This window comes from Actinomycetota bacterium, from assembly GCA_035536535.1.
Lineage (GTDB): Bacteria > Actinomycetota > JAICYB01 > JAICYB01 > JAICYB01 > DATLNZ01.
In genome coordinates, this window is the sequence record DATLNZ010000187.1 from 1 (window position 1) to 19527 (window position 19527).

Below are 19527 nucleotides of genomic sequence, written 5' to 3' on the forward strand. Positions count from 1 at the left end.
CGGCCAGCGACAGGAGCAGCGCGAGCCGGGCGTGGTCGAGCTCAGCCATGTCCGGACCGGCCCCCCTCAGGCATGGGTCGGCGTGGGCCCGTGGTCGGGCACCAGCCCCCGCTCGGCAAGCTCCTTGCGGACGCGCGCGAACTTGGCCCCCACGCCCACGTATCCGTCCGGGCGGCGGTAGGACTTGTCCGTCACGCCACCGACGACCTCGTCCTCGGCGCAGAAGTGCAGCTCATCGGTTCCCCGCTCGCGGACCGCGTAGCGAAGTCCTTCGCCCCGGCGGAAGAACGACTCCCGCGCCAGGAGCATGGCCATCCTCAGGTCCGGTGCGAGGAGGCTGCCGACCAGGACAGGGTCCTCGGCCGCCCGCCGCTCGCCGAAGACCTCCCAGACGCGCACTAGCTCGCCTTGGGTATCCCGTTGAACGCGCTTCGCACCCAGGCGTGGGTGTCCCACGCGGACTTGCGGAGGCCGAGGCGCTCGGCCGTCTTGGGGCCGTTTCCCTTCACCACACGCCAGAACTCGTCCCAGTCGGGGTCGCCCCACTCCCACTGGCCGGTCGCCTCGTCGTAGCGAAGTGCCGGGTCGGGAATGGAGATGCCGAGGTCCCATATGCGCGGGACGTACTGCGTGAAGAACTCCTGCCGCAGCTCCTCGTTGGACTTGGACTTGATGCCCCAGTACAAAAGCGCGTCGTTGCCGCCGGACGGGGGGCCGAAGAAGTGCATGATCGGCCGCCACCAGCGGTTGATCGCGTCCTGAAACATCTCGCGCTGCTCGGGCGAGCCCGAGACGAGCTCCAAGGTCAGGTCCTCGCCATGTCGCAGGTGCAGCGACTCCTCGGCGCAGATGCGCTTCATCGCGCGGACGTAGGGGGCGTAGGAGCAGTTGAGCAGAGCCTTCTGCGTCACGAGCGCCGCGCCGTCGATCAGCCAGCCGATGACCGCGACGTCGCCCCAGGAGGCCGTCGGGTAGTGGAAGACGTTGTGAAACTTGGTCCGGCCGTTGACCAGGTCGTCGAACATCTGCTCGCGGCTCTTGCCGAGGTCCTCGGCCACCCGGTACAGGATCTGCGCGTGCCCCACCTCGTCCTGGACCTTGGCCGTCAGCGACAGCTTGCGACGCAGGCTGGGCGCCCGGGGGACCCACTCGCGCTCGGGCAGGGCCCCCATGATCTCGGAGTTGGCGTGCATCTCGATGAACTTCAGGACCGCCATCCGGTAGTCGTCCGGCATCCAGTCGCCCGCCTCGATCTTCTCGCCCGCGTCGATGCGCGCCTTGAACTCGGACGTGCGATCGTCGGTGCTGGTCGCAGTGGGGGCGGTCATAAGGCTCCTCCCGGACGGACGGATGCTCCAGTCTACCGGCGGGGGGCTCCGCGGTCGGTCAGGAGGCCCCGTTGACCTGGATGAAGGCCGTCATGACCGGCTCCACCCGCGCCCGTTCGCTCCCCCGCACCTGGACCGACACCTGTGCGGACTTGGGCCAGGCCATCGTGTACAGCAGAGGGCTGTCCGAAGGCCCGACGGCCTCGGCGTACACGACCTTGCGCCCCGCAACCTGGACGACCTGGGGCGGCGACTTCGCGTCCCTGGCGAGCTCCTCGCGCGCGCCCAGCACGAGCCTGTCCTCGGTCGCGGCGGGGTCGTCCGGACGGGCCTTTGCATTGACGGTCACCAGCACCATCGCCATCCCCTGTCCCCCGCGGGTGACCCACTTCGCGGCGCAGTCGGTCACGACGGTCCCCCGAGCGGTGTCGCAAAAAGCGTTGACCGAGAACCCGAGAGCCGGAGGCAGCTCCTGGTACTGGAGGCCCGGCAGCGGCTTGGCGAAGAAGTCCTGAGCCGCCGGGACGGCGACGATCGAAGCCTTGGCCGCCCCCGGCGCTGTCCCACGGGGGCCAAGGGTGTCCCGGGGGCCCTCGGAACACGAGACGCAGAGCGCTGCTGCGACTGCGACGGCAGCTACTGCTCTCGACCGTCCCATGGAAGCCTAATCAGGAGCCTTTGAAGGAGGCCGGGCGCTTCTCCAGGAACGCGGCGACGCCCTCGGCGTAGTCGGAGCTGCGGCCGGCCGCGGTCTGAAGGTGCGCCTCGTAGTGCAGCGCCTCGGCGAAGGTAGACGTCATCGCCTTGACCATGGCTCGCTTCGTGAGCGTCAGGGCCAGGGTCGGTCCGGACGCCAGGCCGCGGGCGAAGTCGTGTGCCTCGGTTTCCAGGTCGTCCGGAGCGACCACCCGGTTGACGAGGCCCAGCGCCAGCGCGTCCTGCGCTCCGACCGGCTCGGCCGTCCAGGCCATCTCAAGGGCCTTTCCGAAGCCGACCAGGCGCGGCAGCAGCCAAGTGCTGCCCGAGTCCGGGATCAGCCCGACCTTCGAGAACACCTCGATGAACATCGCCTTCTCGGAGGCGATCCGGACGTCGCAGACGAGCGCCAGGCTGCATCCGGCTCCCGCAGCGACGCCGTTCACAGCGGCGACGACCGGCTTGTCCATCTCGTGGATCGCCAGGACGATCGGGTTCCAGGCCTTGCGCACGTGCGCTCCCAGCGTCGCGGGGGCCGACTCGCCGGTCACGGCCTTCAGGTCCTGGCCGGAGCAGAAGGCGCGTCCGGCGCCCGTGAGCACAAGTGCCCGCGCCGACTTGTCCCGCGACGTCTTCTTCAGCGCGTCCTGGAGCTCCCCGGCCATTTGGTTGTCCAGGGCGTTGAGGGCGTCCGGACGATTCAGCGTGATTGTGGCCACGCCGTCTGAGACGTCGTGGGTGATCGTGGCGTAGTCCATCACCGACCCTTCCACTGCGGCTTGCGCTTGTTGACGAACGCGTCCATGCCTTCGCGCTGGTCCTCGGTGGCGAACAGCAGGTAGAAGTTGTGCCGCTCGGCGGCCAGGCCCGCGCCGAGCAGGGTCTCGTAGGAGCGGTTAACCGCGTCCTTGCCGAGTCTCACGGCGATCGGGGGCTGGGACGCAATTTTGGACGCCAGCGCCACCGCCTCGTCCAGCAGCGCCTCCTGCGGCACAACGCGGCTGACCAGCCCGCGCCGCGCGGCCTCCTCGGCCCCCATGGGCTCGCCGGTCAGCACCATCTCCATCGCCCGGGACTTCCCGATGACCTTCGTCAGCCGCTGGGTCCCGCCGGCCCCGGGGATGACGCCGATGGAGATCTCGGGCTGCCCGAACTTCGCCGTCTCCGACGCGATGATCACGTCGCAGGCCATCGCCAGCTCGCACCCGCCGCCGAGGCACCACCCGGACACGGCCGCGATGATGGGGGTCCGGACGGCCGACACGCCGTCCCACAGGGACAACGTATCTGCGAGGTACATGTCCACCGGACCGGCGCCTGCCATGTCGGTGATGTCGGCTCCCGCCGCGAAGGCACGGTCACCGCCGGTCAGCACGACGCAGCGAATGTCCTCGCCCTCGTCGAACTCCTCGAGGGCGTCGAGAAGTTCCTCCATGATCGTTGCGTTGAGCGCGTTGAGCGACTCGGGCCGGTTGAGGCGGACGAGAGCGACTCCTTCGGCCGGCCGCTCTACGAGGATGCTGGTGTAGCCCTCGCTCAAACGGACACTTCTTCCGTCTCGCAGGCGATCAGCTGGATCGTGCCGTTGGACAGCTTGTGCGCGTCGGCCCCGGTCGCCATGCCGGCTTCGGACTCCAACGCGGCGCGCATGGCCTGACGGTCGTCGAAGTGCAACTCGACCACGGCATAGACATCTTCGCCACCCACGAGCGCTCGGCGGGCACGGTGAATCTCGATTTTGCGAACACCCGGCATCTTCTTGGCCAGCGGGATGTGTATCTCCGTGTAGTGCTTCTCGAAGGCCTCGGTGTCCTCCGGCTTCTTCCAGATCGCGATGATCTTGACCATGTGTCCTCCTCGTTGGGGGCCTCGACAGTACCGTCCCCGCCTCGCCGGACGCCCCGGAGGGGGCGGTGCGGGTCCGGTCTTAGACTTGGAGGATGCTCACTGTGTCCGTGGCGGCCGCCCACGCCGGCGGTATGGCGGAAACGCTCCTGCTCGTCGCGCCGATCCCGCTTTTCTTCCTCGTCCGGTTCGTCCAACGCAGACTACGCGGACGACGGGATCAGGAAGCCCCCGGCCCGCAGTGACCTCCGCCGCTCCGCGAGCGTCGGTCCGCGAGTTCGCCTTGCACGATGCGCCGCTCGGGTACCGGGTATCAGGCCTTACCCCCGGCGAGTACCTGTGGGTCACCGCCCAAGTCACGGAGCGGCCGGACCGGCAATGGGCATCGCATGCCTCTTTCGTTGCGGACGCCGACGGCACTGTCGACGTCGCTCGCGACGCACCCAAAGTGGGCAGCTATGAAGGGGTAGACGCCTTCGGGCTCTTGTGGTCGATGACCTCATCGCAGGTCGCGGGGGGCTTGCAGGAGCCATGGCATGTGAAGGTGCGGCTGTCCGCACGGACGCGAGACCGGGAGGTCCCCGCGGTCGGGACGGACCGGTACGGTTGCGACAAGGGGGTCGAGCTCCGCTACACCCACGAATCGGGGTTCGGGGGAAGTCTGTGGTGGCGATCCGACCAGCCTCCCGCTCCCGCGGTGATTCTGCTGGGGGGCAGCGAGGGCGGCGCGCAGCACCTGGCCGCCTCGCTGCTCGCGTCGCGCGGGTTCTGCGTCCTGGCCTTGTCGTATTTCCGGGACAAGCTGCTGCCGGCCCGGCCGAGGCGCATCCCCGTGGAGTACTTCGTTCGGGCGACCGAGTGGTTGCTCGGCCTGCCGGAGGTGGGGTCGACGCGGATTGGGGTGGTCGGGGGCTCTCTCGGGGCGACCGCCGCTCTGGTGCTCGGATGCCATTCGGACTCCGTCGCCGCCGTTGTGGCCAAGACCGGCAGCGGCGTCCTGTACCCGCGCATCGGAGCGCGCCGAGAGACCCACTGGACGAACAACGGCGTCCCTCTGGCCAGGTTCAGCGTCGTGCCTCAGCTCGGGCGCTTGCTGTGGACGATCGCCCGCTCCGGGGAGGCCACTCAGCGCGTGACGATGGAAGCCTGCGTGGGAGGGGCTGCGGCCGTCCCGGAGCTGGCGCTTCCCGTAGAGCGCATAGGGGGGCCGGTCCTGGTGATCCAGGGCGCCAGCGACGAGCTCATCCCGAGGTCGTTCTCAAGGGCCCCGATCGACCGCAGGGCGGCGCGCGGCGGCCACCCCGCTGATGAGCTGGTCACTTACCCGGAAGCCGGACACTTCGACCTGGTGCCAGGGCTCCCGACCGTCCTCCATTCGTACCGACTGCGTGGCTTCAAGACAGAGCTGAAGCCTGGAGGAACTCGAGCCGGCAACGCCCGCGCGACCATCGACTCCTGGAATCGCACGATTCGCTTTTTGAGAGAGCACGTTCAGTAGGTGGCTTGGCGGGCCCCCTCCGCTTCCTCCACCGCTTTTGCAAGCGGGAGCCAGGTCCGTGGCCGTCAGAAAAAGCCTACGTGCTCCACGACCGTTCGGAACCCCATGCGGGAGTAGGTGCTGAAGCCGGCCTCCGAGGACTGCAGCGTCACCAGCCTGCCGCCCCTGTGGAGACCGTCGCGCACCGCCGCCCAAGTCATGGCCTCACCCAGTCCCTTGCGGCGGTGTTGGGCCAGGGTCGCCACGTTGTAGACGCCGGCCACGTCGCCTGTGACGATCGCGGCGGAGACGGCGACCACGGAGCCGTTCACCGAGCCGTTGAGCCCGAAGTAGAGGCCGGAGGGGACCGCTCCCCGGATGAAAGGACCTATCGCCTCGGGGGGCAGTCCGAATCCCTCGGCCGTCACGCGCACGTGCTCGTCGACGGAGCGTCCTTCGCTAACCGGCTCCACTAGCGGGTCCGGCGGGGCCGGCGGAAGCTCCGGAACCGGCCAGAGGACCATCGCAGGGGCCTTGCCCGCCTCGCTCATTCCGGCACCAGCGGCGGCGGCACGAAAACTCTCGGCATTCTCGACTCGCGTCCAGACCGAGAACGGCAGGCCGCGGCTGCCGAAGAAGTCCGAAGCCCGCGCGAAGACGTCGTCAGCCGAGACGGCTTCGGCATCCAGGACGTAGGCACGGTTGAACGCCGCCAAAGGCGCGCCCGATGCCGCCATCAGAAGGCTCTCGTCCTCCTCGACCGCGGCACCCTCGAGGATGCTGGGCGTCATGCGCCACGTCTCGTGGAGGTTCAGTTCGGCCGCGGCGAGCAGCGCCCGATGGTCCATGCCTGCTACGCCCTCAGCCTCAGGCGGCGCGCGGCCCCCGCCTCGTCCATCCGACGGACGGGGAGGTTGTGCGGAGCCGTCCGCAGGTGCTCTCCCTGCCCGCCCTCTGCCTTGTCCGCGATCTCCAGGAGCGCGTCGGCGAAGGCGTCCAGTGTCTCCTTGGACTCCGTCTCCGTCGGCTCGACCATCAGCGCCTCGCGGACGATCAACGGGAAGTAGATGGTCGGCGCGTGGAAGCCGTGATCCAGCAGTGCCTTGGCGACGTCAAAGGTGCGGACGCCGTGCTTGCGGAACGAGTCCGCGGAGGCGACGAACTCGTGCATGGTCCCGGCCGGGTACGGGACCGGGTAGCGGTCCTGGACGCGGGCCTTGAGGTAGTTGGCGTTCAGGACTGCCATGCCGCTGACGCGGCGCAGCCCCTCGAGGCCCAGCCGCCTCAGGTACGCGTAGGCGCGGACGATGACGGCGAAGTTCCCGCCGAAGGAGTGGACCGCCCCGATGGAGGCGGCGTCGTCAAGCACGCGGGCGAACGACCCGTCGTCGTGGCGCACGACCCTGGGCACGGGAAGGTGCGCAGCCAGGTGGGCCTTCACGCACAGCGGACCGGCCCCCGGACCTCCCCCGCCATGGGGCGTCGAGAACGTCTTGTGCAGGTTCAGGTGGACGACATCGAAACCCATGTCGCCCGGGCGGCTGCGTCCGACGATGGCATTCATGTTCGCGCCGTCGCAGTAGGCCTGGCCCCCCGCCTCGTGGACGATGCGCGTGATCTCGCTGATGCGCGACTCGAACACGCCGAGGGTGTTGGGGTTGGTGATCATCAGCCCGACCGTGCTGGGGCCGACCAGTCCGCGCAGCGCGTCGACGTCCACCTGCCCGTCCGGACCCGAAGGCACCGTTGCCACCTTGAACCCCGCGAGCCGGACCGATGCAGGGTTGGTCCCGTGCGCCGAGTCCGGAATGATCACGGTGTCGCGGTGCGTCTCGCCGCGGTCGATGAACCATCGCCGCCACATGAGCAGCGCCGTGATCTCCCCATGCGCTCCGGCGGCGGGACTGAACGTCGCGGCGTCCATGCCGGTGATGCGGCAGAGGTCGCGCTCGAACGTCCACAGCAGGGCCAGCGCACCCTGGACGTCGGAGTCGGGCTGGTCCGGGTGCAGGTCGCGAAACCCCGGCAGAGCCGCCATCTCGTCCTGCACTTTCGGGTTGTGCTTCATCGTGCACGACCCCAGGGGATAGAACGCGTTGTCGATGGCGAAGTTGCGCTCCGACAGCTGGGTGAAGTGGCGGACGAGGTCCGGCTCGGACACCTCCGGCAGCTTCGGCGGCGTCCTGCGCCGGAATCTCTCCGGAACTTTCGTGTCACCGCTGGTCGTGTCGGGAAGCGACCACGAACGGCGTCCGGGACGGGACAGTTCGAAGATCGTCTTGGGGGTCCGGTGGGCTGCTGTGTCCTCGCTCATGGCTTTCCCACCTCCGACAGCGCCTCCACGAGGGCGTCGACGTGTCCGGGGGTCCGGCGCTCGGTGAAGGCGAGCGTGAAGACGTCCGGATGCGACTCGGATGAAGGTCCGGCCCAGATGCCGCGGTCCGCGAGCTCCGACAGGACCTCCGCCGCGGGCTTGGGTCCGCGCAAAGCGAACTCCCGCAGGAACGGACGCGACGACGCGAGCCGGAAGGCGGTCTCGCCCTCGATGCGTGCCGCGGCGTCGTGAGCGATGGACGCCGACAGATCCGCCACCCGCGCCAGCCCCTGGGGGCCGAGCCAGGACAGGTGCACGGTGACCATCAGCGCGAAAAGCGACTGGTTCGTGCAGATGTTCGACCCGGCCTTCTCACGCTTGATGTGCTGCTCCCGGGCCTGCAGGGTCAGGACGTAGCCGCGCTGTCCGTCGGCGTCGGCCGTCTCGCCCACCAGCCGCCCGGGCATCTGGCGCACGAACTGTTCATCGCAGGCGAACAGCCCGACGCACTGGCCGCCGAACGCGATCGGGTTGCCGACCGCCTGTCCCTCCGCGAGGGCGATCGACGCGCCCCACTCCCCCGGCGGCGCGATCACTCCGAGCGAGACCGGGTCGCAGACCGCGATCGTGACGGCGCCGGCTTCTGAGGCGGCCGCGGCGAGATCCTCGGCCTCCTCGAGAAACCCGTGGACGTTGGGCTGCTGAACGACCACCGCGAGCACATGCTCGTCGCGGGCCGCCTCGGCGATCGCTCCCGGCTCGGTGCCGAAGTCGTTTTCCGGCAGCGTCTCGACCAGGATCCCGAGCCCGCCCGAGTAGGTGTCCAGTACGCGCCCATAGCGCGGGTTCACTCCCGGAGCCAGCAGCACTCTGCGGGCGGGGTTGCGCGCCGCCGCGAGGTTTACCGCCTCCACGAGTCCGGTGGCCGCGTCGTACAGCGATGCGTTCGCGGCGCTGAGCCCGAACAGTTCGGCGACCATCGTCTGGAACTCGAACAGGTATTGCAGCGTCCCCTGCGAAGCCTCGGCCTGGTAGGGCGTGTAGGCGGTCGCGAACTCACCGCGTGAGGCGATGGCGCGCACGGCGGCCGGGACGTAGTGGTCGTACAGCCCGCCGCCCAGGAAGCTCAGTCCGCCGCCGGCCGGGTCGTTGCGCTCGGCAAGGGATGACAGGTGCGCCACGACCTCGGGCTCCGACAGCGCCGGTACGAGCTCGAAGTTCGGGTCCCGCAGCTCGGGCGGCACGACCGAGAACAGGTCGTCGATCGACGAGGCGCCGATGACGTCCAGCATCGACCGTACGTCGGCTTCGGTGTGGGGAACGAAGTCGCCTGCGCTCACGAGGAAACGGTGGCCGTCGCCGGGATGGGCCGGCTCCTGTCGATCAGGGGCAGTTCCCTCACCTCGCACGGAATCTCCTTGCCGCGCGTGACGAGAGTCGCGGGCCCGGGAACCATGTGCAGAGGTGCGAAAGCCAGTCCTATCGGGGCGTCGAGCACGACCGACGTCCCGCCGCTGGTGACGGTGGCCGCGCCGATCGCGTCCCCAGGCTGGGGAACGCACCGCTTGGACGCGACAAAGCCGACCAGCCTGCGCTCGGGCGGGTGCTTCCTCAGAGCCTCGCTTCCGATGAAGTCCCGGCCCTCGAGGCGGACGGCGAAGTCCAGACCGGCCTCCAGCGGCGACACGTCCGGACCCAGCTCGTGTCCGTACAGCGGATAGCCCATCTCCATGCGCAGGGCGTCGCGGGCCCCCAGTCCGCAGGGCACGACACCCGCCTCCCGCAGCGCCTCCCACACGCGGGGGCCGGCTCCCGCGTCGGTCACAAGCTCTACGCCGTCTTCGCCCGTGTATCCGGTGCGGGACACGATCGCGCCCGTACCGGCGACGGTCGTGCGGACGACCGCGAAGCGCTTCATGTCCAGGACCTCAGCGGCTCCCAACGCAGCCACGATCTCGCGCGCCCGGGGCCCCTGGACGGCGATCATCGCCGTATCCTGCGTCTCGTCCACGGCGAGGGTGCCGTCCAGGCAGGCGCTCAGGTGCGCCCAATCGTCCTCCCGCGTCGAGCCGTTGACTACGACCATGAACTCGTCCGAGCGCATCCAGAACACGATCAGGTCGTCGATCACGCCGCCGTCCGGGTTGCACCAAAGGGTGTACTGCGCGCGACCGGGGCCGATTCGGGTGAGGTCGTTGGTGCCGAGGCGCTGCAGGACGTCCAGCGCCCGCGGCCCCCGGACGTCGAAGCGGCCCATGTGCGAGACGTCGAACATCCCGGCCCCCGTCCGGACCGCCCTGCCCTCGGTGAGGATCGATCCGTAGTGCACGGGCAGGCGCCACCCGCCGAAATCGATCATGCGGCCGCCGGCGTCGGCGTGGCAGGCGTGCAGCGGCGAGCGCAGGGACTCGGTCACGGCAGCCATCCTTCCACACGCGCCGCCCGGCGGGAGAACGTCGCAGGTCCGGCTAGGCTCGGGACGTGCTCGGGACCCTGATCAACGCGGGAACAGTGGCCGCCGGGACCGCCATCGGCCGCCTCGGCGGCTCGCGGCTGTCGGAGCCCATGCGGACGTCGATCACCAACGGCCTCGGGCTGTTCACCCTCGCGCTCGGGGCCAGAGGCGCGATCCGGACCTTCGACGCCGAGCTGTCCCACGTCATCGTCGTGCTGGTGGGACTTCTGCTCGGCGGCCTGATCGGCACCGCGCTGGACATCGAGGGCCGCGTCGAAAGCCTCGGGGAGCGGATCAGGCGCCGCGTCGGCTCCGAGGAGGGCGGGTTTGCGACCGGCTTTCTCACCGCGTCCATGATCTTCTGCGTCGGGCCGCTCGCGATCCTGGGCTCGCTTGCCGACGGGCTGTCCGGGGACATCCGGCTGCTGGCCATCAAGTCCGTTGCGGACGGCTTCGCCGCCGTCTTCCTCACTTCGGTCTACGGGCTCGGAGTGGGCGCCTCCGTCCTGACGATCCTGCTGTACCAGGGGGCCATCACGCTGGGGGCCGGGGCCGTGAGGGACGTCTTCACGCCGGACGTCCTGCTGTCGGTGGAGGGGGCCGGCGGACTGCTGATGATCGGGATCGGACTGAAGCTGCTCGACATCCGGGACGTTCGCGTCGGCAACTTCCTGCCCGCCCTAGCCCTCGCCCCGCTCGGGACCTGGCTGCTGGAGCGCCTGGGGTAGCTGCCTCAGTCGCGAACGACGGCCAGCAGGTGGCGCGGCTGGGAGATGCCTCGCAGCTCCCGCACCCCGCGGTCCTCGAACGAGATGCCCGGCGAGTCGTCCGCCACGGGCTCGGTGACGAGGATCTCGCCGGGTGCGGCCTCACCCATGACCCGCGCACCGACGTTCAGGGTGTGGCCGACCAGGTCGCGGTCGGTGTCGCGGATGGCGTCGCCGGCGTGGATTCCCATGCGCAGGCTGACGCCGGTCGCGGTTCGGTCTGAGATGTCCTCAGTTGCCCTCTGCCCGTCCATCGCCGCTCGGACCGCCGCACCCGCGCTCGGGAACCTGAACAGGAACGAGTCCCCCTGCGCGCCGACCTCCCAGCCTCCATGCCGGCGAGCCGCCGTCCTCAGATCGCCGCGCAACTCCGCCCTCAGGTCGCGCCACCGCTGGTCCCCCAGAGACTCGTTGAGCATCGTGGATCCCGCGACGTCGCACAGCAGGACGGCAACCCTGCGGACGGCAGGCCCGCGCTTCGGGCCGGTGCTGTCGGGACCCCGGGCGGTCCGTCGGGCGCGAGCGTCCTGGATGCTTCTGGAGACGGCGGCGTGCACACCCAGGCCGAGTCCCCATCCGACAGCCGGCCACATCGGCCAGAAGCCGTCTCCGGCGCCGGTTGCCGCCCAGATGGCGACCAGCCCCGCATTCGTGGCGCCGTAGAGGCGCGCGTGCGCCCGGAAGGCCGGCGTGAACAGGCGCCGGCGCACCCAGCGCGGCGCGCGGGCTCCGACCGGAAGATCCGCCACCACCCGTTGCAGGTCGGCATAAGTCCTGGACCGCAAGGCGACGTCCAGCCTCTCGGACAGCTCGTCGTAAGTGAGTCGTCCGGAGGCCGAGTTCTCCTTGAGGATGGACACGACGCGCTCGCGATCCTGGTCCGATGCGAGGTGTTCGGGCCGGCGGCCGTGCGGAGTCAGGCTCATCATGTCCATCATGGTGCCGTGAGCAGGCGCTTGGAAGCCCTGAGGGCGGTGCTGTTCGCCTATGCCGTAGGGCACTTCATCACCGCGACGCTTTTCATCGGCTGGCCCTCGTACTTCACCGAGGGCCGGGGGCCCCGCCCATTCTGGCCGTTCAGCGTCTTCCAGTTCGGCAGCTGGCCCCCCACGCACCAGGGGTTCATGAACGTCATCGCCGCCTACGACCTGGCGGTCGGGATCGCCCTGCTGTGGGCGATGCGCGACCCCCTGCGCAACACCGGCACCCTGCTGTTCGCGATCGTGCTGTGGGTGCTGCACGGGGCCGTGCACGCCTACCACATCATCTGGGGCAGCTCCCCCGGCAACTACTGGCTGACGGTGGGCGAGCTGTGGCTGGGCGCCATCCTGCTCGTCGTTCTGTGGCCGCGCGCAGGGGGATCACCGCAGGGTGCATCGCGGCGGAGGAAGCCCCGAGCCGGCTCGGGCGCATCGGCGGCGCAGGCCGAGCAGACCGTCCGCTGAGGCCTACTCGTCCCCCAGATAAGCGCGGCGGACCTGTGGTGAGGCCCGCAGGGCCGACGCCTCGTCCTCGAGCACGATCGAGCCGGTCTCCATGACGTATCCGCGGTGGGCCAGGTCCAGCGCCACGTTGGCGTTCTGCTCCACCAGCAGGATCGTCGTCCCCTGCGCGTTGACCTCCTTGAGCGTCCGGTAGATGCGCTCGACGAGCAACGGCGCGACACCGAGCGACGGTTCGTCGAGGAGCAGGACGCGGGGGCGCGCCATCAGCGCCCTGCCTATCGCCAGCATCTGCTGCTCGCCGCCGGACAGGGTTCCTGCCGCCTGTCGCGTCCGCTCCGCCAGGACCGGGAAAAGCGAGTGGACCCGTTCCAGGTCCGGGGTCAGGTCGCGTTCACGGCGCGTGTAAGCGCCCATCTGCAGATTCTCCAGGACGCTCATCCGTGGAAAGACGTGGCGCCCCTCGGGGGCCTGGCAGATGCCGGCCGACACGATCTCGTGCGGGGGCCGGTCGTGTATGGGCTCGCCCTCGAGCAGGACCTGTCCGGACTTCGGCCGGTTGAGTCCGGAGATCGCCCGCAGGGTCGTCGTCTTGCCCGCCCCGTTGGACCCGATGAGCGTCACTACCTCGCCCTGCCGGACGTGCAGCGACACCCCCTTCACGGCCTCGATCACGCCATAGAAGACGTGGATGTCCCGGACGTCCAGCAGCGGAGGGTCGGTGGCCATCTATCCAGCAGCCTTGCCCAGGTATGCCTCGATCACCCTGGGGTCCCGCTGCACCTGGGCGGGAAGACCCTCGGCGATAGATTCGCCGTGGTCCAGAACCAATAGGCGGTCTGAGATGCCCATGACGAACCGCATGTCGTGGTCTATGAGCACGACCGTCACACCGGAGTCACGGATGCTGCGGATCTGTCTCATGAGCGTCGTCTTTTCAGCCGCGTTCATCCCCGCAGCCGGCTCGTCCAGGAGCAGCAGGCGAGGCCTGCCACCCAGGGCCCGGGCTATCTCCAGCCTTCGCTGGTCCCCATAGGAGAGGTTTCGGGCAAGGTCCCCCGCTCGGGCCCCGATCCCGAGCTCCTCCAGGAGGTGTCTCGCCCGGCGACTCGTTTCTCGCTCCTCGCGACCCTGACGCGGGGTACGTGCTATTGCGTCCGCGACTGTCGTCCGATGGTGGACGTCCACTCCCACCATCACGTTCTCCAATGCCGTCATGTTGCCGAACAGCCGGATGTTCTGGAAGGTCCGGGAAATGCCCCTGCTAGTGATCTTGTGTGGCTTCAACCCGGAGATCTCCCCACCTAGGAATCTGACCGTCCCGCCGTCGGGACGATAAAGGCCGGTCAGCACGTTGAAGAAAGTGGTCTTGCCTGCGCCGTTGGGGCCGATGATCGACCTGATCTCGCCTTCGGAGACACACAGGCTCACCTGCTTGACCGCAACCAGACCCTGAAACCGCTTGGTCACCGATTGCGCCTCAAGAAGGGTCATCGTCGCCCCCCTCCGATGCGACTGGGACTTCCGCGACTTCGGCCCCCGTCTTCTCCTCCCCAGCAACGCCCAGCCCCTGCTGCTCGGCAGCCACGCGCTTGGATGGGACGAGCCCCTCGGGGCGGTAGATCATCATCACCACGAGGACGGCTCCGAACAGCAGGAACCTGTACTCCTGCAGGTCCAGATACCGAAGCAGTTCCGGAACGATCGTGATGGCCGCGGCTCCGACGACCGGGCCGGCCAGAGACCCCATTCCGCCCAGCACCACCATGCTCAGGATGAAGATCGACTCGATTATCGCGAAGGCGCTGGGGGTCGCGAAGTTAGTCCTGGATGCATTCACCACGCCAGCGAGACCAGCGGTGGAGGCCCCAATCGCGAAGGCCCACAACTTCATACGGAGCGTGTTGATGCCCATCGCTTCAGCCGCAACCTCATCCTCCCGGATCGCGACCCAGGCCCGACCAACCCGGGAACGGTCCAGGTTCCGCACCGTCACCATTACCGCCACGAGCAACACGAGGGTCAGGTAGTAGTACGGAAGAGTCCGGATCCCGAATTCGTAGCCGAACAGCGTCGGATGAGGGATACCGCTGATTCCCCGGGCGCCTCGGGTGATTCCGTCCAGGTTGGACGCGGTGATCCTGATGATCTCGCCGAACCCCAGCGTGACGATGGCGAGGTAGTCGCCCCGCAGCCGAAGCACGGGCAGCCCTAGTGAAACTCCGGCGATCATCGCCAGGGCCATACCGATCGGAAGGATGAGCCAAAAGGACAGGTGGGAGAACTGCGCAGGACCAGCTCCCGACAACACCGCCATGGAATAGGCGCCGATGGCGTAGAACGCCACATATCCCAGGTCAAGCAGTCCCGCGAGCCCTACGACCACATTCAAGCCCAGCGCCAGCAACGCGAACTGGGCCGCGCGGACCAGCACGCCCTGCATGTAGCTCGCCTCTTGAGGAATGGCGAATGTGGCCAGGGGAAGAGCGACGGCGATCGCCAGGGCTCCGCCCCAGCGAGCAGCGGCGGGGACTCTCACGTCCGGTCTCCGAACAATCCTGTTGGACGGACCATGAGGACGCCGACAAGGATCACGAACGCGACGACGTCCCGCCACTGGGTGCCGAAGCAACCTGCCGAGACGTTCTCCAGGAGCCCGAGGATCAAGCCGCCAACCAGTGCGCCCCGGATGGACCCGATTCCGCCGAGGACCGCGGCGGTGAAGGCCTTGATGGCCGGGAGAAAACCGATGTCGAAACGCGTCCTGCCGTAGGACATCCCGAACAACAGCCCCGCGGCGCCTGCGAGCAGGCCCCCGAGAAGGAACGTAATGGAGATGATCCTGTCGATGTTCACGCCCATCAGAGCGGCGGCCTCCGCGTCCTGGGCGACCGATCTCAAGCCCCGGCCCGTCCTGGTGCGCCGGACAAACAGCTCGAGGGCCAGAACCATGAGCAGGGCCGAGACAATGACGATGAGGTCTTTGTTGGAGACCGTCACCGACCCCAACCTGAGGGCCGTCTGCGGCCCGATGGTCGACCTGTACGTCTCAGGGTTGTTCCCTCGCCAGACAAGTACGGCGTTGGAGAGAACCAGCGACATTCCGATTGCGCTGATGAGGTAGGCGAGTCGTGGCGCACCTCTTCTTCTCAGAGGCCTGTAGGCGACACGCTCCAGCGCGACTGCGAGCAGACCGGCAACGACCATGGCAGGAATCAAAGCCAAGGCCAGGGCGAGCGCCCCGGACGACTGACCCGTGACACCCGGCTCGGGGACGATTCGCTCCAAAACGAGATACCCGGTGAGGATCCCGGCCATGAAGATCTCGGAGTGGGCGAAGTTGATCAGCTGGAGGACGCCGTAGACGAGCGTGTAGCCGATCGCCACCAGCGCGTAGATCCCGCCGCTGGACAGCCCACCGGCAAGGCGGAAGGGCAGCTCGGTGGTCAGACAGTCGGGCATTTGGACGTCAGAAGGGGGGTCGCCCCGCGACCCCCCTTCCAGGCCTCACCGGATTGTGGCCGGCTACTTGGTGAGCTCGTCCACGCGTCCGAGCAACTTGTACTTCTTGTCCTTCACCTCGTAGACGTAGGTGATCTCGCCTCCCTTGACCTCGTGCTCCGGCGTCCAGTTGAAGGTCTTGGACAGCCCCTTGAAGTCCTTGAGGTTGGTCACGAACTGCAGAATTGCCTCCCTGGTGGGGTTGGGGCCGGCAGCCTTCACGGCGGCGATGAATATCTGCGCCACGTCCCAGCCCTCAGCGGAGTAAATGTCCGCCTCTCGGTTGTACTTCTTCTTGAAGTCGGAGGCGAACTTCTTCGACGCCTCGTCCTCCGCGGCATTCGGGTCCAGACAGGGGCAGGTCAGGATTGCTCCCTCGGCAGCCTTGCCACCGTCGGAGATGAACTTGGCGCCCTTGACGCCGTCCCCTGCCATGAACAGGGCTTTGCCGCCCCTGTCCCCACCGGCGCCTTCCCGATTCGACGCACCGCCGTCTCGTCGTTCTTCCGCGGCCCGGTACTGCTCGACCACGAGCGGTCCTTCACCGACGTATCCGGCGTAGTAGAAGACGTCCGGCCGCCGCGCCGCGACCGTGTCCACGATGGACCTGTAGTCGGTGGTCGGCTCGATCCCCTCGTCCAGGACGATCTGACCGCCGGCCTTCTTCACGCTGTCCGCCACAGCCTTGGCCAAACCCGCTCCGTACTCGGACTTGTCGTTGACGAGCGCCACCTTCTTGAGCTTCCTGCCTTTCACGATGTAGTCGCCCGTCTGGCCGCCCTGAACATCGTCCGAGGCCAAAGCCCGGAAGAAAGTCTTCCACCCGTTCTTGGTCAAGTCCGGACCGGTCGCCGACTGCGTGATGTGGGTAAGGCCGGCGGCTGCGAACCGAGCACCCGAGCTTGCGGTCTCGCCTGAGAAGGCCGGGCCGATCACGCCAACTACCTTCGAGTCACCGATGAGCTTGTCCGCAAGATCCGGGGCGGGATCCTTTCCCCCGTCCTTGTTGTCCACCTGTTCGAGCCTGATCCGAACCGGCAGGTCGCCCTTCTCGTTGGCCTGCTCAAAGGCAAGGCGCGCGGCATCGCGCGCCGGGGTAACGAGATTGGAGTTCTTTCCCGTCAGGTCCCCGAGCAGCCCGATCTTGACGAAATTGCCCGACGGTTCCTCGGTGGAGTCACCGGCCCCCGGTGACTCCAGCGCCGGCTGATCGCCGCCTCCGCACGACGCCACCAGCAAAGCCATAGCAACCGCCAGCACTCCCAGCCTTCTCTTTCCCATGCTTCCCCCTGTGTCTGCGGTACTCCGGCAGTGATTCAATCTACGACTCCCCCATCCGGCCCTCCACAACCAGCCTGGCGACCTCCTCCAGCTTGAGCCCCCGGTCCATGGCGGCGCTCCGCATGAGACGGTAGGCGTCGTCCTCGGAAAGGCCCCCTTCCATCAGCAGCCCCTTGGCCCGCTCCACCAGCTTCCGGGACACCAGGCGGTCCTCCAGCTCCCCGACCTCCTCCTGGAGGGCGGACATCTCCCGGAACCGGCCCAGGGCCACCTCGATGGCAGGAAGCAGGTCCGCCTTCTGGAACGGCTTGACCAGGTAAGCCATGGCCCCCGCCTGGACCGCCTGGGCGGCCAGGTCCCGCTGGCTGAAGGCCGTGAGGATCAGGACGGCCGAAAGGCGCTCGCGCGTGATCATCTCGGCCGCGCGGATGCCGTCCATGACCGGCATCTTGATGTCCAGCATGGCCAGGTCCGGACGGTGCTCCCTCACCAGCTCCACGGCCGTGCGGCCGTCCGCGGCCTCGGCCACCACGTCAAAGCCCTCCTCCTGGAGCATCTCCCGCAGGTCCATGCGGATGATGGCCTCGTCCTCGGCTATTACGATCCGCGGCATCAGGACCCCGCGAGGTAGTCCGACAGGATGCGGGCCTCGTGGTCCAAGGTCTGCTGGAGACCCTTGCCGATCGCGCCCTCCACGGCCGAGCCGACGAAAAGGACGCGGACCTCGAGGTCCAGCTGCAGGTCCCGGCGCGTCCCGGCCCCCTCTTCGACGAACACGTAGGCGCCGCGGCACGTGAACTTCTCCCGCAGGACGTGCGGTTTGATCTCGATGCGCAGCTCGTGGCGGCGCGGATCGAACACGCTGACCTCGTCCCAGCTGATGGACGACCCCCCGATCGCGGCCTGTACCGCCGGCGAAAGCGACCCTGCGAACCGGTAGTAGACGACCTGCTTCACCGTCCCGTCCGGACCCTCTGCGCGTTCCCGCACCTCGCGCTCCGCCACCTTCGGCAGGTTCTCGAGCAGCTTCTGGTACTCCGGCTCCAGCATCGCCCGCTCCACGCGTTCGACGGGCGCGCCGAAGGAATCCGTGCGTGTCAGGCGCATGCCGCAACGGTACATTACGGACGTGGACGCCCTTCCCTTCGACGTCCCCGGCCCCCCTTACCGCCGCAGGCAGGTCCGGCAGTGGGTCTTCAAAAGGTTCGCCGGGACGTTCTCCGAGATGCACACGCTGCCCGCGCCGCTGCGAGAGGAGCTGACGGCGCGGCACGGCCGCGTACGCCCGGACCCCGTGACCGAGCAGGTGTCGGACTCCGGAGGCACCGTCAAGGCCCTGTTCCCGGACGGCTACGAGACCGTGGCGATGCGCTACCCCGGGCGGCTGACGGTCTGCGTCTCATCCCAGGCCGGATGCGGCCTCGGCTGCACCTTCTGCGCCACCGGGCAGATGGGGCTCATCCGCAACCTGGCTCCGTTCGAGATAGTGCAGCAGGCGCTGTGGGCCGGCGAGCGCATGGGGGCCCGGCCCTCAAACGTCGTGTTCATGGGCATGGGCGAGCCGCTGGCGAACTACGACCCGGTGCTGGCGGCGGTGCGGTCGCTGCACGACGACGTGGGCATCTCCGCCAGACGCATCACGGTATCGACGGTGGGGCTCGTCCCCCAGATGCGGAACCTCGCGCACGAGGACCTGCCCGTCCGGCTGGCGCTGTCCCTGCACGCGCCGGACGACGAGACGCGCAGCTCACTGGTCCCGGTTAACCGCCGCTGGCCGGTCTCGGAGTGCCTACAGGCCGCGCGGGAGTTCCGCGACGCCCACGGGCGCCGGGTGTCGATCGAGTACGCGCTGATCGCAGACGTGAACGACCGAACATGGCAGGCCGAGCAGTTGGCGTCCCTGCTCAAGGGGACCGACCTGCACGTCAACCTGATCCCGCTGAACCCGACGCCCGGCTACGGCGTGCCCGGGTCGACACGGGTGGAGGCCTTCGCTGAGGAACTCAAGGCTGGGGGCGTCAACGTCACCGTGCGCGACACCCGCGGGAGGGACATCGACGCCGCCTGCGGGCAGCTAGCGACGGCTCGGTCGGGCTCTGCGGGCGACATCACTCGTCGGCCCCGGACCGGTCAGGAGGTCGCTACGAAGGGCAGATGAACGGGTCGGAGGCACTTCGCCGACGCGGCGGACGTTTACCCTTGGCCCAAGCCCGGGTGGCGAAACGGCATACGCGGATGACTCAAAATCATCTGCCTCAAAAGGGCGTGCGGGTTCGAATCCCGCCCCGGGCACTCCTAGTCGCCGGTCGAGCCGTCGATCATCTCCCGAAGGATGTCGGCGTGGCCGTTGTGCCGCGCGGCCTCCTCGATCATGTGGGTGAGGATCCAACGGAGACTGAAATCGCTGCCCGATCGGGGGCG

General features: G+C 68.4%; 24 protein-coding genes and 1 tRNA gene. 6 read left to right on the top strand and 19 right to left on the bottom strand.

Translation table 11 applies throughout. The features are described 5' to 3' along the window. Positions 1-66: 66 nt before the first annotated feature. From VNE62_12385 to VNE62_12410, 6 genes are read right to left on the bottom strand one after another with little or no spacing between them, the layout of a single operon-like run. On the bottom strand, positions 67-399 hold the full coding sequence (locus VNE62_12385; GenBank protein HVE93079.1) for a hypothetical protein: 333 nt from the start codon (positions 397-399) through the stop codon (positions 67-69). Then, positions 399-1328 carry a 1,2-phenylacetyl-CoA epoxidase subunit PaaA gene (gene paaA, locus VNE62_12390; GenBank protein ID HVE93080.1) on the bottom strand — a complete coding sequence of 310 codons (930 nt, stop codon included), beginning with the start codon at positions 1326-1328 and terminating at the stop codon, positions 399-401. The genes VNE62_12385 and paaA overlap by 1 nt, the downstream gene beginning before the upstream one ends. 58 nt (positions 1329-1386) lie before the next feature. Further along, positions 1387-1986 (bottom strand): hypothetical protein, encoded by a 600-nt coding sequence (locus VNE62_12395; GenBank protein HVE93081.1) that lies wholly within the window; start codon positions 1984-1986, stop codon positions 1387-1389. 10 nt (positions 1987-1996) lie between these two features. Continuing rightward, complete coding sequence (locus tag VNE62_12400) at positions 1997-2782, bottom strand: enoyl-CoA hydratase-related protein (protein HVE93082.1); 786 nt, start codon at positions 2780-2782, stop codon at positions 1997-1999. Then, positions 2782-3564 (bottom strand): enoyl-CoA hydratase-related protein, encoded by a 783-nt coding sequence (locus VNE62_12405; protein HVE93083.1) that lies wholly within the window; start codon positions 3562-3564, stop codon positions 2782-2784. The genes VNE62_12400 and VNE62_12405 overlap by 1 nt, the downstream gene beginning before the upstream one ends. Then, positions 3561-3872 (bottom strand): EthD family reductase, encoded by a 312-nt coding sequence (locus VNE62_12410; GenBank protein HVE93084.1) that lies wholly within the window; start codon positions 3870-3872, stop codon positions 3561-3563. The genes VNE62_12405 and VNE62_12410 overlap by 4 nt, the downstream gene beginning before the upstream one ends. 92 nt (positions 3873-3964) lie before the next feature. On the opposite strand from VNE62_12410, the gene VNE62_12415 reads away from it, so the two are divergent. Continuing rightward, positions 3965-4114, top strand: coding sequence for a hypothetical protein (locus VNE62_12415; protein HVE93085.1), 150 nt, complete (start codon positions 3965-3967; stop codon positions 4112-4114). Continuing rightward, on the top strand, positions 4111-5367 hold the full coding sequence (locus tag VNE62_12420; GenBank protein HVE93086.1) for an acyl-CoA thioesterase/bile acid-CoA:amino acid N-acyltransferase family protein: 1257 nt from the start codon (positions 4111-4113) through the stop codon (positions 5365-5367). The genes VNE62_12415 and VNE62_12420 overlap by 4 nt, the downstream gene beginning before the upstream one ends. Before the next feature lie 65 nt (positions 5368-5432). Here VNE62_12420 and VNE62_12425 read toward each other — a convergent pair whose 3' ends face one another. From VNE62_12425 to gcvT, 4 genes are read right to left on the bottom strand one after another with little or no spacing between them, the layout of a single operon-like run. Continuing rightward, entirely contained in the window at positions 5433-6194 is a 762-nt protein-coding gene (locus tag VNE62_12425; GenBank protein HVE93087.1) for a GNAT family N-acetyltransferase, read from the bottom strand. Between the two features lie 5 nt (positions 6195-6199). Beyond that, positions 6200-7660, bottom strand: a complete 1461-nt coding sequence (gcvPB, locus tag VNE62_12430) for an aminomethyl-transferring glycine dehydrogenase subunit GcvPB (GenBank protein HVE93088.1) — start codon at positions 7658-7660, stop codon at positions 6200-6202. Beyond that, positions 7657-9000, bottom strand: a complete 1344-nt coding sequence (gene gcvPA, locus VNE62_12435; GenBank protein HVE93089.1) for an aminomethyl-transferring glycine dehydrogenase subunit GcvPA — start codon at positions 8998-9000, stop codon at positions 7657-7659. Before gcvPA ends, gcvPB begins: the two co-directional genes overlap by 4 nt. Further along, positions 8997-10076, bottom strand: coding sequence for a glycine cleavage system aminomethyltransferase GcvT (gene gcvT, locus VNE62_12440; GenBank protein HVE93090.1), 1080 nt, complete (start codon positions 10074-10076; stop codon positions 8997-8999). Before gcvT ends, gcvPA begins: the two co-directional genes overlap by 4 nt. A 65-nt stretch (positions 10077-10141) precedes the next feature. Between gcvT and VNE62_12445 the strand changes: the two genes are divergently transcribed. Further along, positions 10142-10843 carry a DUF554 domain-containing protein gene (locus VNE62_12445; GenBank protein ID HVE93091.1) on the top strand — a complete coding sequence of 234 codons (702 nt, stop codon included), beginning with the start codon at positions 10142-10144 and terminating at the stop codon, positions 10841-10843. A gap of 5 nt (positions 10844-10848) precedes the next feature. Here VNE62_12445 and VNE62_12450 read toward each other — a convergent pair whose 3' ends face one another. After that, a complete protein-coding gene (locus VNE62_12450; protein ID HVE93092.1) occupies positions 10849-11808 on the bottom strand; it encodes a DUF1707 domain-containing protein in 960 nt (319 codons plus the stop codon). An 18-nt stretch (positions 11809-11826) separates the two neighbouring features. Between VNE62_12450 and VNE62_12455 the strand changes: the two genes are divergently transcribed. After that, the gene (locus VNE62_12455) at positions 11827-12327 is read left to right on the top strand and encodes a hypothetical protein (GenBank protein HVE93093.1); all 501 of its coding nucleotides are present in this window, start codon (positions 11827-11829) and stop codon (positions 12325-12327) included. Between the two features lie 3 nt (positions 12328-12330). On the opposite strand, the gene VNE62_12460 is transcribed toward VNE62_12455, so the two are convergent. The 7 genes from VNE62_12460 to VNE62_12490 all read right to left on the bottom strand — a co-directional run bounded on the left by VNE62_12460 (position 12331) and on the right by VNE62_12490 (position 18213). Beyond that, complete coding sequence (locus tag VNE62_12460; protein ID HVE93094.1) at positions 12331-13053, bottom strand: ABC transporter ATP-binding protein; 723 nt, start codon at positions 13051-13053, stop codon at positions 12331-12333. After that, positions 13054-13818 carry an ABC transporter ATP-binding protein gene (locus VNE62_12465; GenBank protein HVE93095.1) on the bottom strand — a complete coding sequence of 255 codons (765 nt, stop codon included), beginning with the start codon at positions 13816-13818 and terminating at the stop codon, positions 13054-13056. It abuts the gene before it with no gap. Next, complete coding sequence (locus VNE62_12470) at positions 13805-14863, bottom strand: branched-chain amino acid ABC transporter permease (GenBank protein HVE93096.1); 1059 nt, start codon at positions 14861-14863, stop codon at positions 13805-13807. Before VNE62_12470 ends, VNE62_12465 begins: the two co-directional genes overlap by 14 nt. Beyond that, positions 14860-15786, bottom strand: coding sequence for a branched-chain amino acid ABC transporter permease (locus tag VNE62_12475; protein ID HVE93097.1), 927 nt, complete (start codon positions 15784-15786; stop codon positions 14860-14862). The genes VNE62_12470 and VNE62_12475 overlap by 4 nt, the downstream gene beginning before the upstream one ends. Before the next feature lie 63 nt (positions 15787-15849). After that, positions 15850-17106, bottom strand: coding sequence for a branched-chain amino acid ABC transporter substrate-binding protein (locus tag VNE62_12480; GenBank protein ID HVE93098.1), 1257 nt, complete (start codon positions 17104-17106; stop codon positions 15850-15852). 40 nt (positions 17107-17146) lie between these two features. Beyond that, positions 17147-17719: a response regulator gene (locus tag VNE62_12485; GenBank protein HVE93099.1), complete on the bottom strand. Its 573-nt coding sequence runs from the start codon at positions 17717-17719 to the stop codon at positions 17147-17149. Further along, complete coding sequence (locus VNE62_12490) at positions 17719-18213, bottom strand: DUF2505 family protein (GenBank protein HVE93100.1); 495 nt, start codon at positions 18211-18213, stop codon at positions 17719-17721. The genes VNE62_12485 and VNE62_12490 overlap by 1 nt, the downstream gene beginning before the upstream one ends. 22 nt (positions 18214-18235) lie before the next feature. Between VNE62_12490 and rlmN the strand changes: the two genes are divergently transcribed. Both rlmN and VNE62_12500 read left to right on the top strand, forming a co-directional pair. Continuing rightward, a complete protein-coding gene (gene rlmN, locus VNE62_12495) occupies positions 18236-19264 on the top strand; it encodes a 23S rRNA (adenine(2503)-C(2))-methyltransferase RlmN (protein HVE93101.1) in 1029 nt (342 codons plus the stop codon). 50 nt (positions 19265-19314) lie between these two features. Further along, positions 19315-19398: transfer RNA gene (locus tag VNE62_12500), tRNA-Leu, on the top strand. A gap of 3 nt (positions 19399-19401) precedes the next feature. Here the strand turns inward: VNE62_12500 and VNE62_12505 are convergent. Continuing rightward, positions 19402-19527 (bottom strand): DUF664 domain-containing protein (locus VNE62_12505; GenBank protein ID HVE93102.1); only part of this gene is annotated, 126 nt, incomplete at its 5' end.